Annotated in this window: 13 protein-coding genes and 3 tRNA genes; 5 read left to right on the forward strand and 11 right to left on the reverse strand. The window is 66.2% G+C overall.

Going from position 1 to position 12,569, the window contains the following annotated elements:
* The first annotated feature begins 62 nt into the window (after positions 1-62).
* Entirely contained in the window at positions 63-1,661 is a 1,599-nt protein-coding gene (locus ACOGXC_RS08205; RefSeq protein WP_419917712.1) for an ABC transporter permease, read from the forward strand.
* A 76-nt stretch (positions 1,662-1,737) separates the two neighbouring features.
* Positions 1,738-2,907: an epoxide hydrolase family protein gene (locus ACOGXC_RS08210; RefSeq protein WP_419917713.1), complete on the forward strand. Its 1,170-nt coding sequence runs from the start codon at positions 1,738-1,740 to the stop codon at positions 2,905-2,907.
* A gap of 134 nt (positions 2,908-3,041) precedes the next feature.
* Here ACOGXC_RS08210 and ACOGXC_RS08215 read toward each other — a convergent pair whose 3' ends face one another.
* The 4 genes from ACOGXC_RS08215 to ACOGXC_RS08230 all read right to left on the reverse strand — a co-directional run bounded on the left by ACOGXC_RS08215 (position 3,042) and on the right by ACOGXC_RS08230 (position 4,754).
* Positions 3,042-3,404 (reverse strand): hypothetical protein, encoded by a 363-nt coding sequence (locus ACOGXC_RS08215; RefSeq protein WP_419917714.1) that lies wholly within the window; start codon positions 3,402-3,404, stop codon positions 3,042-3,044.
* 21 nt (positions 3,405-3,425) lie between these two features.
* Positions 3,426-3,611: a carboxymuconolactone decarboxylase family protein gene (locus tag ACOGXC_RS08220; protein ID WP_419917715.1), complete on the reverse strand. Its 186-nt coding sequence runs from the start codon at positions 3,609-3,611 to the stop codon at positions 3,426-3,428.
* A gap of 177 nt (positions 3,612-3,788) precedes the next feature.
* The gene (locus ACOGXC_RS08225) at positions 3,789-4,676 is read right to left on the reverse strand and encodes a DMT family transporter (RefSeq protein ID WP_419917716.1); all 888 of its coding nucleotides are present in this window, start codon (positions 4,674-4,676) and stop codon (positions 3,789-3,791) included.
* A gap of 4 nt (positions 4,677-4,680) precedes the next feature.
* Positions 4,681-4,754, reverse strand: a tRNA-Val gene (locus ACOGXC_RS08230).
* Positions 4,755-4,967: 213 nt separating this feature from the next.
* Here ACOGXC_RS08230 and ACOGXC_RS08235 point away from each other — a divergent pair.
* Positions 4,968-5,966 (forward strand): GmrSD restriction endonuclease domain-containing protein, encoded by a 999-nt coding sequence (locus tag ACOGXC_RS08235; RefSeq protein WP_419917717.1) that lies wholly within the window; start codon positions 4,968-4,970, stop codon positions 5,964-5,966.
* A 98-nt stretch (positions 5,967-6,064) separates the two neighbouring features.
* On the opposite strand, the gene ACOGXC_RS08240 is transcribed toward ACOGXC_RS08235, so the two are convergent.
* Positions 6,065-6,141: transfer RNA gene (locus tag ACOGXC_RS08240), tRNA-Cys, on the reverse strand.
* 123 nt (positions 6,142-6,264) lie between these two features.
* Here ACOGXC_RS08240 and ACOGXC_RS08245 point away from each other — a divergent pair.
* Together ACOGXC_RS08245 and ACOGXC_RS08250 are read left to right on the forward strand one after the other, a co-directional pair.
* Positions 6,265-7,197, forward strand: a complete 933-nt coding sequence (locus tag ACOGXC_RS08245; RefSeq protein ID WP_419917718.1) for a DUF7065 domain-containing protein — start codon at positions 6,265-6,267, stop codon at positions 7,195-7,197.
* Between the two features lie 58 nt (positions 7,198-7,255).
* Positions 7,256-8,185 carry a hypothetical protein gene (locus ACOGXC_RS08250; RefSeq protein WP_419917719.1) on the forward strand — a complete coding sequence of 310 codons (930 nt, stop codon included), beginning with the start codon at positions 7,256-7,258 and terminating at the stop codon, positions 8,183-8,185.
* Positions 8,186-8,251: 66 nt separating this feature from the next.
* On the opposite strand, the gene ACOGXC_RS08255 is transcribed toward ACOGXC_RS08250, so the two are convergent.
* The 6 genes from ACOGXC_RS08255 to metX form a co-directional block, all read right to left on the reverse strand.
* Positions 8,252-8,327 (reverse strand) — tRNA-Gly (locus ACOGXC_RS08255).
* 96 nt (positions 8,328-8,423) lie between these two features.
* Positions 8,424-9,017 carry a DUF4202 domain-containing protein gene (locus tag ACOGXC_RS08260; RefSeq protein WP_419917720.1) on the reverse strand — a complete coding sequence of 198 codons (594 nt, stop codon included), beginning with the start codon at positions 9,015-9,017 and terminating at the stop codon, positions 8,424-8,426.
* Between the two features lie 76 nt (positions 9,018-9,093).
* Positions 9,094-9,321 (reverse strand): hypothetical protein, encoded by a 228-nt coding sequence (locus ACOGXC_RS08265; protein WP_419917721.1) that lies wholly within the window; start codon positions 9,319-9,321, stop codon positions 9,094-9,096.
* A 20-nt stretch (positions 9,322-9,341) separates the two neighbouring features.
* Positions 9,342-9,731, reverse strand: coding sequence for a hypothetical protein (locus ACOGXC_RS08270; RefSeq protein WP_419917722.1), 390 nt, complete (start codon positions 9,729-9,731; stop codon positions 9,342-9,344).
* A gap of 38 nt (positions 9,732-9,769) precedes the next feature.
* Entirely contained in the window at positions 9,770-11,041 is a 1,272-nt protein-coding gene (locus tag ACOGXC_RS08275; protein ID WP_419917723.1) for a trans-sulfuration enzyme family protein, read from the reverse strand.
* Positions 11,031-12,281, reverse strand: coding sequence for a homoserine O-acetyltransferase MetX (gene metX / locus ACOGXC_RS08280; protein ID WP_419917724.1), 1,251 nt, complete (start codon positions 12,279-12,281; stop codon positions 11,031-11,033). Before metX ends, ACOGXC_RS08275 begins: the two co-directional genes overlap by 11 nt.
* Positions 12,282-12,569: the final 288 nt, after the last annotated feature.

Genomic DNA, 12,569 nt, shown 5'->3' on the forward strand with positions numbered 1-12,569 from the left:
CCGGTCAAGGAATGTAAGGCAAGCTTTATTCCGGGTGATGCCGGTGGGTATAGTTGCCGGTCGTGCTGTCGCCGACCACCCGATCCACGGTGGTGCCGAAGGCGGTTGCCGTCGTGGTGACCATCGGGTTCGCCTTCCCCGCCGGTTACCTGGTGTGGCGCAACTTCACCTTCCACAGCGACCCGCTGGACGTTCTTTTCTCCCAGCGCACCCGGGGCCCGCTGCTGCGCACGCTGCGGCTGGCGGTGCTGGTATCGGCATGCACCGCGGTGCTGGGCACTGCTCTGGCCTGGCTCACCACCCGCTGCGACGTTCCCCTGAGGCGACTCTGGCAGGCACTGCTGCCGCTGCCGCTGGTATTCCCCACCTTCATCGGTGCTGAGGCCATGATCCGCACCATCAACCCGGGAGGGCTGCTGGCCGACTGGCTCGACAACGTGGGTCTCACCTGGAACGTCGAGATGAGGGGCCTGGTCGGGGCCCTGCTGACCCTCACCCTGTTCACCTACCCCTACGTGTACCTCCCGGTCGCCGCCCGGCTGCGCCGCCTACCCGGTTCGGTCGAAGAGACCGCCCGGCTGCTGGGCGACAGCCCGCCCACCATCATCCGGCGGGTCGTGTTGCCCCAGACAGTGGGAGCCATCAGCGCCGGCACCCTGCTGGTGTTCCTCTACACCATCAGCGACTTCGGCGCGGTGCAGCTCATGCGCTACGACACCCTCAGCCGGGCCATCTACACCACCCGGCTCAGCAACCAGCGGGAATCCTTGGCCCTCAGCGTGATCCTGCTGGTGCTGGCGGCCGTGGTGGTGCTGGCCGAGCGGGCGGCTACCAGACGATACGACTTCTCGGCCCCGGCCCGGTCGGGGCAGCCGGTGATATACCGCCTGGGCCGCACCAAACCCCTGGCAGTGGCGTTTCTGGCCGCATCGGTGGCACTCAGCCTGCTGGGTCCGCTGGCATCTTTGGCCGACTGGGCCATCGACGGCATCAGGCTGGACATGTCCGGCGAGCGCGAGCTGCTGGTGGGCTGGAACAACATGTGGTCGCCGACATGGAACACCGCCTACGGCAGCGTGCTGGCCGCGGTGGCCGCGGTGGCCGCGGTGCTGCCCACCGCCTACCTGGTGGCTCGTCACCGGTCCTGGATCGGCACGGTGACCAACACGGTGATCGTTTCGACGTTCGCCCTGCCCGGCATTCTGATCGGGTTGGCCCTGCTGTTCTGGACGCTGAGAACCGGTATGGGGAACCATCTCCGCAACACTCTGGTGCTGCTGGTGTTCGCCTACGTGGTCCGCTTCGGCGGCCAAGCCATGCGCACCTCCCAGGTGGCGGTCTCGGCCGTCCCGCCGCGCCTGACCGACGCGTGTCGCACCCTGGGAGCGGGCTGGGTCCGCCGGTTCTGGACGCTGGATCTGAAGCTCATGGCCTCGGGTCTTCTGGCCGGGGGCGGGCTGGTGATGCTGTCGGTGATGAAGGAGCTGCCCATTACCCTGCTCATAGCCCCGTTCGACTTCCCCACCCTGACCACCAAGGCGTTCAACAGCATCGAGGAGGCCTTCGTGACCGAAGCAGGGGTGTGGGCCGGTATCCTCGTTGTGCTCTCGGGCGTACTCACCTGGTTCTTCGTCGTCCGCCGCGCCGACCACTTCGACTAGACGATGCCGGCGCGACGAGGGGGCTGGATCGCGGGGCTCTTCGACTGAAGGATACCGGCGTGACAAGCTCAAGGGGATGAGCATCGAGCCGTTCGAGATCGACATCCCCCAAACAGACCTGGACGATCTGCATCGGCGGCTGTCGACAACCCGCTGGCCCGACCGGGTGCGGTTGGGCTGGGCCGACGGTGCCGATGTGGATTACCTGCGGGAACTGGTCGGCTACTGGGCCGGTGGCTACGAGTGGCGGGAGCGGGAGGCATACCTGAACGCCTACCCGCAGTTCACCACCACCACGGCCGGGGAGAGGGTCCACTTCTACCATGTGCGCTCATCCGAGCCCGGTGCCCTGCCGATGGTGCTGATCCACGGCTACATGGGGTCGGTGGTGGAGTTCCGGGAGATGATCGGACCGCTGACCGACCCGGCGGCTCATGGTGGCGATCCGGCCGATGCCTTCCACGTGGTGGTTCCCTCGCTACCCGGCTACGGCTTCTCGGGACCGACCACCAACCCCGGGGTGGACATGCATCGCTGTGCCGATGCCATAGCCGGGGTCATGGAGCAGCTCGGGTACCATCGTTACATTGTGCAGGGGGGCGACTGGGGGGCCCTGGTTGCCCGGCGGATGGCTGAGGCCCACGGAAACCGGCTCATCGCTGTCCACTTCAACATGCTGTTCGCCCAGCCAACCCCGGAGGAGGCCGCCGACCCGGAGCAAATGATGAGCGGGGTGACCGAGGCCGAGCAGGCGGCCATGGCCCGGTCGCTGGAGGTGATAACCGGGGGCACCGGCTACATGTCCATGCTGTCCACCAAGCCCCAAACCCTGGCTCTGGCCCATAACGACTCCCCCACCGGGTTGGCCGCGTGGTTGATCGAGAAGTACCAGCACTGGTGCGACCTCGAGGACGGCCAACTCGAGAGCGTCTTCACCAAGGACCAGCTCCTGGACAACATCATGCTCTACTGGATCACCGGCACCGCGGCATCATCGGGGCGGCTCTACCTGGAGTCGGCCCGCCAGGGCACCTCAGCGCTGGACCCGTGGGCCGGCCAGGTGACCGTTCCCACCGGCCACGCGGTTTACCCCCGGGAGCTCATGCAAACCCCGCGGGTATGGGCCGAGCGCCGCTACAACATCGTCCACTGGTCGCTACAACCCAAGGGCGGCCACTTCGCCCCCTTCGAGCAGCCGGAACTTTTCGCCGCCGATCTGCGCACCTTCGCCCGGCTATTCCGCTGAACCGCCGGGGTTCGCCACAGAAGGGGGCGCTTTCGCCCGGCTATTCCGCTGAACCGCCGGGGTTCGCCAGCGAAGGGGGCACCTTCGCCCGGCTATTCCGCTGAACCACCGGGGTTCACCAGCGAAGGAGCCGCTTAGACGAATCGGGCCGAGCGCATCGCCAGGATATCGCCCTTGCCATCCCCGGAGGCATCCTCCTGCTGGGCGGCCTCCTCGGGGCTTTTCATGCGCAGCGGGCAGGAGACCGAGACGTCCATAACCTGGTTGAGGCGGCCAAAGGCGATCCAGCAGCCGATGGACAGGGTCATATCCACCAGAACCTCGTCACCAAAGTACTCGACCATCCGGTCAATCAGGGCCTGGTCGATGGACATGTGATCGGTGGCGAACCTCTCGCAGTACTCGAGGGCATCGCGCTCGGCCTGGCTGTAACCGCCGTAGCCATCCCGATTGCCCACGTGGAGGTAGTCGTCCTCGCTCAGATCATGTTGCGCCAACGACGCAACCCGGGTGTCCAGTCAAACCCCGCAATGGTTGATCTGGGCGATCCTCATCCGCAGCAGCTCGCGCAACCGAACCGGGAGCTTGCTGTGGTTGTAAACCGCGGCGCTGAACGCCGATGCCGGTGCGGTCAGCTCCGGGTTCATCATCCACAAGCGGTGCAGCTCCTCCTCGGGGCCATCGGGAATCCGAATTCTTGCCATGTTTCCTCCTTGGCTGGGATGACCCCTACAGTATCGCTCGCGGCCTCGCCACCTCCACGGTTGTGCTCCGGGGTCGCGGTTGCAGGGTCGTGCTCCACGGTTGTGCTCCGGGGTCGCGGTTGCAGGGTCGTGCTCCGAGGTTGTGCTCCGGGGTCGCGGTTGCAGGGTTGCCTCGGGCTAATCCGGGGAGGCTGAGACCCGAGGACGAGTGATTCCCAAGGTGCCGTAAAGGACACCGGCCAAAACGACCACGGCACCGACCGCAGCCGCCGGTGGGGGCAGTTCGCCCAGGAACAGGGCGGCCCAAACGGTTCCGGCCACGGTCTCCACCGGGGCGAACAGGGCCACGTCGGCCACCGGGGCATAGCGGGGCGCGGTGGACAGCCCCAGGCGGCCGAGGGGGTTGAACACCAGCCCCATGGCGGCAATCGACAGGTAGGCACGGGTATCCAGCGAGAGCGGCGATGCCACGAACAGCGTGCCCACCACGGTTATCACCCCACCCAGGGACAGCCCCACCAGCCGGCTCATGTCGCGATAGAGCCGCCACATGGTCAGGCTCACCGAGAAACCGATCACCGCCAGCACGGCCAGGAGGTCACCGGTCACGGTCGGCCCTCCCAGCGAACTCGACACGATCACCCCGATACCGGCCATGGTTACCGCGATGGCGATGCCCGTCCTCGGACCGATCCGCTCCCTGAGCATCACCCAGGCGCACACCGCAGCCAGAAGCGGCACCGCAGCCACTATGGCCACCACATTGCCCACCCGGGTCTGGGTGACGGCGATGATGAAGCAGAGTTGGCTACCCCCCGACAGCGCGCCCACCACCAGATGAGGCCGGGGATGTCGAAGGAATGCCTCCAGCGGCCAACAACCGTCCAACCGGCGGCCCAGCATGGTGTAGAGAGGCACCGAGCAGCACGCCACCCAGAACGCCACATCCACCCCGCCGGCCTGCGACACCCGAATCCACAAAGAATCGGTGGACACCGCCAAAATCCCGGCCCCGGCCAGCAACCAGCCCAACCGGCGTCGATCACTGGACCGGTCGACAACCATGAGGTGGGCCGTAAGGGACTCGAACCCCTGACCCCCTGCGCGTCATGCAGGTGCTCTAGCCAACTGAGCTAACGGCCCCGAACAAAGCAGGCTAGCAGCACCAGCCACCCCATCCATTACCAGTAACAACCTTGCTCGGTTATTTGGTTAACAAGCCAACCGAGCCGGGGGCTCAACCCCTGAGAGGCACCGAACCTGACCAGTTACTATTATTGGGCTAGTTGACCTACGAGTCTTCGCGTTTCCCCTATGGCTCTTGTGAATCGTCATCGGATCAGGTTCATCCCAGCGGTGCTGGGAACATTGATACTCGCCACGGCTGTCACCCCGGTGCTTCACGCCCCTGCTCTGCCCCTGCCCACGCAACCGGTTGGCGAAAATACAGAAACCGACTCGTCGCCACGACCCGGCGAAAATACAGAAACCGATTCGTTACCCGATCCCGAGCCACCGGCCTCACTGGCTGAGATGCTCACCCGGATAGTGATCCAACCGGAGCGCTACACCGGCTACAACCGCCGGGATTGGAGGCACTGGACCGATGACGACAGGGATGGGCTCGACACCCGCCAGGAGGTTCTGGCGGCCGAGTCGCGGGTGCCGGCCGAAATAAGGGGTGGGAGAGTGCGCCGGGGTTACTGGGTCAGCCCTTACGACAATGTGGGGACGAACACGCCAGGAGACTTGGATGTGGATCACGTTGTACCCCTGGCCGAGGCCCACCAGTCCGGTGGTTGGGCCTGGGACGCAGCAACTCGGCAGCGTTACGCCAACGATTTGGTTTTTGACCACCACCTGATCGCAGTATCGGCGGTTTCCAATCGCAGCAAGGGGGCCGATGATCCCGCAAGATGGCGGCCCCCCAACATCGATATCTTGTGCCCGTACCTGGTGTGGTGGACCACGATCAAGGTTAGATGGAAACTATCCATGGATGAAGCTGAATATAATGCTATTTCAAGGTATACTGATACTGATTGTGCTGATACCACCATCGACTTGGATCCCGCCACGGTCGAGATCACTCCGGTGATCAGAATACGCCCGAGATACCCGATAATCCCGATAATTCCAATCATATTGGACCTTTCTGCTATCCCATTCATGTCCAACCTGACCACTGGGCCGCGGTGCCACCCCGCCTACTCCCCTTGCTTGCCGAACCGGCCCGGTGATGCGTTGAACTGCGGAGACCTGAACCGATCGCAGCGGCCGGTCACGGTGAAAACCCCCGGGGTGGACCCCTACCGGCTGGACCGCGACCGCAACGGGATCGCGTGTGCCCCCTGACCACGTCAGCCCACAAGAATCGGATGGAGCGCCGGACGGGATTTGAACCCGTGAATTCGGATGGAGCGCCGGACGGGATTTGAACCCGTGAATTCGGATGGAGCGCCGGACGGGATTTGAACCCGTGAATCATGGCTTTGCAGGCCACTCCCTTAGTCCACTCGGGCACCGGCGCGGGTCTGGCCACCGCAGCGGCCAGCACCAACAGTGTAGGGGATCAACTTTGGTGGTGGCGTGGAAGTTGAGTGCGGCGGCCGGTAAGGGCCTATAAAGAAGGCATCCGGTAAAGGAGATGGCCATGGAAGACACCCTGATCGGGCCCGAGGACGACAACTTCCACCCCCCGTCCGACGACCCGTGGGAAACCGAGACCTGCTGGTTCGCCTTCTGCGTTCCCGAGCGCAGCATGATGGGTTACCTCTATAGCTGGATCCGCCCCAACCTGGGCATAGCCGGGGGTGGAGCCATGGTGTGGGACGACACCGCCCACCTGCCGTGGGAAGTGCCCTTCTTCGACTACAACCACAGCCTCCCCCTGCCCGGCGGCCTCGACCTGCGGGATACCACGCTGCCCACCGGCATGCGAGTGCGGGTGATCGAGCCCCTCACCCGCTACGAGTTGGGCTACCGCTACCGGGACCTGTTCGAGGCCGAGCTGCGCTTCGATGCCCTCACCCCACCCCACGTGTTCACCCGTGGGGACCCCCCGTTCACCATCGCCAGCCACATCGACCAGCCCGGCCGCGTCACCGGGCGCATCAGATTGCACGGCGAGGAAATAGATGTGGACTGCTGCGCCATGCGGGACCGATCATGGGGGCCTCGCAGCGATCTGCGGGGTTTCCGCATCGGCTACTCCTTCGCCACTGCGTCGGCCCAAAGTGCGTTCTTGTGCTACTCGCTGCCCAAGGACAACCACGACCCCATCAGCGCGGGCTACTACCGGCGCGACGGTGTCCGGGCCGGCATCGTCAGCGGCCGGCGGCGGGTGGAGCGTCACCCCGAGCACGGCTACGCCACCGCCTTCGTGCTGGAGGCGGTGGACGAGCTGGGCCGGGAGCTGCGAGCAGTGGGCACTCCGGTCAGCCGCATCGTCTTCAGCCCCTATCCGAAGATGCTCACCTGGGTGAGCACCACCCTCTGGGATTTCGACAACACCACCGGATGGGGTGAGGACCAGGACTGCTGGCGTCCCGACCAGTGGTCCCGCTACCGCCGCAGCCTCCGCTGACCCGTCCAGCCACCAGAGCCGATGAGCAATAACAACCCGCGCCTGCTGAACCCCACCGATGAGCAATAACAATCTACGCCTGCTGAGCCCTAACGAGCTGGCCGAGCTCTCCCTGTCCCCCCGGGCCGAGCTGGCGGGGGCACTGGCCGGCGACCCAACTGAAGCGGTCGAGGTTTTTCGCCGCATCGACCGGGGCTACCGGAGCTTCATCGACGGCTTCGGCGCGTGGATCGCCACCACCCAGTGTTTTGTCGCCAAGCACTACGGAATCGATGGCCTCCAGCAGGTGGGCTCAGCCGACGATACCTACCGGTCGGCACTGCTTCACGGGCTGACCGAAGAGGATATAGTCGGTTGCCGTCGCCCCGATCGGGCCAACCGCATAGAGCAGCTCATCGGTCAGGGTGACCACGAGGCAGCCCTGGCTTGCTACGACACCCTGGAAGCCAGCTACCGCCGAATCCACGATGTCGAGTGCGACCGGCTGGCATCGGTGCTGTCTCAGGTGTACCGGGCCTGGGGGCCCGATGTGCTGGAGGCGGGCATCCGCTTCGCCGGGGAGCACACACTGCTGGGGTGGATGACCCATGACGTGTCCCGACCGGCCGAGGTACGGGTGCGGCAGTGGGCCGCCATGCAGAAGGGAAACTTCGCGGAGATAACCGTGACCGAAACCGACGATGCCTTCGTGATCGACCTGCACCCGTGCGGTACCTGCGGCCGTCAGGTAGCAGGTGGCTGCTACGGGCAGAACCTGGATCTGGCGGTGGTCACCGAGGACCATCCCCTGACCTTCGGGAAAGGTCCGGTACCCATCTACCGCACCCACGTGGCGGTTATGCACTTCCTGATCCCGATGGAGCGCACCGGCGTGCCCTGGCCGGTGATCCGGTGCCCGGCGGGACTGGAGGCGGAGCCCTGCCAGGTGATGCTGTTCAAGAATCCCGAGGCCACCCCACCGGAGGCCTACGAGTTTGCGAGCCCCTGACAAGCGCCGAGGAACAACCGCTCGGACCACATCATCGCGGCTCGAATGCACAACTTGGAGCGAGTCTGGAGCGGATGACCGGGCTCGAACCGGCGACCTACACCTTGGCAAGGTGTCGCTCTCCCAACTGAGCTACATCCGCGTGTGAACCCAGCATAGCAAGCTGCCGGCAATACCCCCACTGCAATACCCCCAAGACCAGGAATCAGCCCCACTGCAATACCCCCAAGACCAGGAATCAGCCGCCGGCTGCGTCGAGCAGGGCTTTGGCTTGGGGGCTGAGCGGGAGATCCCGAGCGATGGCCCGGGCCGGGGGGCTCATCTTGGCCAGGGTCTTGGCCAGCACCCCGGTCATGTGATCGTCGCCCAACTTGGCCGCCAAAGCCTCGAACTGGGTTTGCAGGAACACCAGGCACAGGGCATCCTCATGGGTTTGCACCCGGGGGTCGGTTCCCAAGCCCTGCTTGGCCACGATGGCCGACACCTCGGCCGCGAAGTCATCGTCATAGCCCGCCGCGGTGGCGATGCGAACCACGTCGGCGGCCTGGCGCCTGCTCTGGGCCGCCCGCCACCGCAGGTAGCCGGCCCGACCCTCGGGGAAATCCGACCGGGGCACCACCCACCGCCGCAAGTGATGGGCCCGGGCCGCCACCATCTGGGCCTCGTCGGCCCCGGGATCGAGGCGCTGCACCCATCCGGTCATGAGCTCGGCATGGGCCTGCTCCTTGGGTCGGGCCACCCCTTCAACCACGATGGTGTGGGGATCGTCGGCGTTGGCCGCGTCGATGGCAGCCAGAACGTCGCGCAACCTCAGGTTGCCGGATGGGTCCATGGCTCCGGGATCAAGGCGAATTGGTGGCACATCGCAAGCAAGCCGCGAACGATTGGCCTGGCCCACGGCTCCGGGATCAAGGGTCGGCGGGAGGGCGCAAATCCACCCGCAAGACCAGAAAGCCGTCCTCAATGGTGCCGATGGCATCGCCGATGATGGCAAAATCCTGGAAGTCCTCCTGGGCCCGGCGGATGAACAGGGTCCGCTCCTCACCGGCCACCGGGGGCAGCGGACGGGTCCTGACCGCCTCGGCCCGCTCCCGGAACCGGGTAATCATCGCCTCCACATCCAGCTCGCCGGCCACCACTACAGCGTACCCCCCGATCAAGGAGTGTTCGGCAAATCCCGGCCTTTGCCCCGAGCACCGTCGCCGGTTCGTACCCAATAGATCAAGGTGCCCAGCAGGGCAACCGCGGCCACCGCGATCAGCAGGGCCAGCACCACCCGGACCTCCTCATCCGAGTTCCCCGGCGACGGGGTGACCCGGGAATCATCGGACATCCCCGGCGACGGGGTGACCCGGGAATCATCGGACATCCCCGGCAACGGAGTGGGCTGGGAATCGGGTTCGCCAGCCTGGGCGACCGGGGCGGATCCCCCCGACCGGTCTTGGGCCATCACCGGCCCAGCCATCACCATAAGCAGCGCCAGCACAAGCGCCAGCACAAGCCCCAAAAGCACCAGCCGACCCGCCGACCCACTGCTAGCGCCCATACCCACCAGCCTCGCGCGCCCCAATGCCGCTTCGGAGATCAATCATCTCCGTAGGCAGTGGCCCTGCTCGCGGCGTGAAGCAGGTCGGCAACCACGTCGTCGCCGTGTTCAAGGCCCACCGAAACCCGGACGGTTCCCGGCCCGATACCGGCCATAGCCAGCTCGTCGGGGGTCAGCCCGGCGTGAGTGGTGGATGCCGGGTGGGTAACCAGCGTCTCGGGACCGCCCAGCGAGGTTGCCACCTGAGCCAGCCTCACCGCTTGGATGAACCGCTCCCCCGCCTCGAACCCACCGGCCAGATCGAAGGCCAGCAGACCCCCGAACATCCGCATCTGCCGCCGGGCCAGCTCGTGCTGGGGATGGGCGGCCAATCCGGGATACCGCACCACCTCCACCCCGGGGTGATCCGACAGGGCCTCGGCCACCTGCTGGGCGGTGGCGCTTTGACGCTCGATGCGAACCCCCAGGGTGCGCAAACCCCGGAGACCGTTCATGGCATCGAACGGAGCGGCATTGGCCCCCTGGATGACGGCGAACCCCCACAACGAGGTGATCAGATCGGTGCCGCCCGACACCACCCCCAGGGTGGCGTCGTTGTGGCCGCCGAGACTCTTGGTGGCCGAGTGCAGGCTCAGATCCACGCCGTAGTCCAGCGGCCGGGTGATGTTCGGGGGTGCAAAGGTGGAGTCCACCACCGTCAGCGGCCCCCCAATGGCACCCAGCTCCTCCAGATCAACCAGATCCAGGCAGGGGTTGGCGGGGCTCTCGGCGAAAACCAGCATGGTTCGGCCCGGTCGCACCGCGGCCCGGAACGCTCCCGGCTCGGTGCCGTCCACGAAGGTCACCTCGATACCGAAGCGGGGGCACACCGCTTGGAGCAGGAACTGCGTACCGGAGTAGAGCTGACGCTGGGCCACTATGTGGTCGCCCGACGAGCACAGGCCCAGCACCACACCGGTGACCGCCCCCATGCCCGACCCGAAGGCCCGGGCTGCCTCGGCCCCCTCAAGATCCGCCATGGCCTCCTCGAAGGCCCGCACGGTGGGGTTGCCGTTGCGGGTGTAGTAGTGGCTCTCCGCCGGGTCCAGCGCCATGCGCCGGCCGGCCTCCAGTGATGGGATGCGAAACGTGGTGGTGGGAAACAGAGTGGGAGCCAGCTCCGCCCCCCCCGAGCGGCGGCCGGCCAGGACGGCCACCGTGTCCGGATGGCTGTATTCCAAAGGATCGGGGGCCCCCACCCTTTGGCCCCTTTGGCCCCTTTGGCTGTATTCCGCCGGATCGGGAGGGTGCAAGGAGGTGTCAGCGGGCATCGCTAACCACCTTCTCCAGAAAATCCTTGATGGCCCGGCCCACCGCCTCCACCTCCAGCAGGAAACCATCATGACCATGAGGGCTGTCCACCACCGTGTACAGGCACCGACCACCGGCAGCAACCACCGCGTCGTGGAGATCAACCTGCTGGCGGGGTGGGTACAGCGTGTCGCTGTTGATGCTCAAAGACAGCACCGGTGACGATATCCGGGCGGCGGCGGCGGCAATACCACCCCGATCCCGGCCAATGTCGTGCAGATCCATCGCCCGGTTGAGCACCAGGTAGGTGTTGGCATCGAACCGCCTCACCAGCTTCTCCCCGTGGTAGTCGAGATACGACTCCACCTGGAAGCGGTCCCAGGCACCGTACACCGAGTGGGTGTCGAACAGCTCCCGACCGAAGCGACTCTCGAACACCTCATCGGACCGGTAGGTGATCTGAGCCAGCGACCGGGCGATGGCCAGCCCGGCACTGGGCCCCTGACCCGGCGGGTTCCGGTAGTAGTCGCCCCTCCGCCAGTTGGGATCCAGCGCCAGCGCGGTGCGCCCCACCGCCGACCAGCCGATCTGCTGGGCGCTGGCCGCCATGCAGCCGGCCAGAGAGCACACCGAACTCACCCGCTCGGGGAACATGACCGCCCATTCCAGGGCCTGCATGGCCCCCATGGAACCTCCGATCACCGTGAGCCATCTCGGGATACCCAGGTGGTCGGCCAGCCGCCGCTGGGTGCGCACGATGTCTCGCACCGTCACCGTGGGGAACGAAGAGCCGTAAGGGGCACCGGTGCCGGGATCGGGAGACGCCGGTCCGGTGCTGCCCTGGCATCCGCCCAATACGTTGGCGCAGACCACGAACAGCTCATCGGTGTCCAGAACCTTGCCCGGCCCGACCATGTCCCCCCACCAACCGGGGGTGGGGTGGCCGGGGCCGGCCTCCCCCGCAACGTGGGAATCACCGGTCAGGGCGTGGCAGACGAGCACCGCATTGGAGCTGTCGGAAGCCAGCCGACCCCAGGTCTCGTAGGCCACCGTCACCCCTCGCAGTGCCCCGCCGCCCTCGAGCTCGAAGGAGTGGGGGCGATCCAGGGTGAAGAACCGGCGGTGGCCGGGAGGGTGGCCGGGTTGCCACGCGCCGGTTACCGGCAGATCGGTGCTGTAACCCCGGGGATGGGTAGGTCCGGCGGCGGCGGGAGGGGTTGGAGGGTGGTTTCCCCGGCCGGGGTTGCTTGCTGATGACATGGTCCTCCCTTCACGCTTTCTGTAGGGAGGGCAGACCCTGCCACCGGCAGGCCCGGACACTTGGTTGCCCCCGGCCGAGCCGGTGACCACATCTCCCGCCGGAGCGGGTGAGCACCTTGGGTGTCCCTCCCAGGTTGCTGGACCCTCCATCGGGGCACGATGTCCCCGGCGGTGAGCCGCTCTTGATGAACCCCATAACATTAGCGGGACCGCGATCCCGGGCTCAAGCCCTTACTCTCGATCCAGGCGATACCCCTGCCCCCGGTCGACTTACTCTCGATCCAGGCG

Source organism: Candidatus Poriferisocius sp. (assembly GCF_965202595.1).
Lineage (GTDB): Bacteria > Actinomycetota > Acidimicrobiia > Acidimicrobiales > Bin134 > Poriferisocius.

What these genes read in the sequence shown, in the direction of transcription:
- ACOGXC_RS08210 (WP_419917713.1), top strand. Translation starts at nt 1,738, where the DNA reads ATGAGCATCGAGCCGTTCGAGATCGACATCCCCCAAACAGACCTGGAC.
- ACOGXC_RS08275 (WP_419917723.1), bottom strand. Translation starts at nt 11,041, where the DNA reads ATGCCCGCTGACACCTCCTTGCACCCTCCCGATCCGGCGGAATACAGC.
- ACOGXC_RS08245 (WP_419917718.1), top strand. Translation starts at nt 6,265, where the DNA reads ATGGAAGACACCCTGATCGGGCCCGAGGACGACAACTTCCACCCCCCG.
- ACOGXC_RS08260 (WP_419917720.1), bottom strand. Translation starts at nt 9,017, where the DNA reads ATGGACCCATCCGGCAACCTGAGGTTGCGCGACGTTCTGGCTGCCATC.
- ACOGXC_RS08225 (WP_419917716.1), bottom strand. Translation starts at nt 4,676, where the DNA reads ATGGTTGTCGACCGGTCCAGTGATCGACGCCGGTTGGGCTGGTTGCTG.
- ACOGXC_RS08220 (WP_419917715.1), bottom strand. Translation starts at nt 3,611, where the DNA reads ATGGCAAGAATTCGGATTCCCGATGGCCCCGAGGAGGAGCTGCACCGC.
- ACOGXC_RS08250 (WP_419917719.1), top strand. Translation starts at nt 7,256, where the DNA reads ATGAGCAATAACAATCTACGCCTGCTGAGCCCTAACGAGCTGGCCGAG.
- ACOGXC_RS08270 (WP_419917722.1), bottom strand. Translation starts at nt 9,731, where the DNA reads ATGGGCGCTAGCAGTGGGTCGGCGGGTCGGCTGGTGCTTTTGGGGCTT.
- metX (WP_419917724.1), bottom strand. Translation starts at nt 12,281, where the DNA reads ATGTCATCAGCAAGCAACCCCGGCCGGGGAAACCACCCTCCAACCCCT.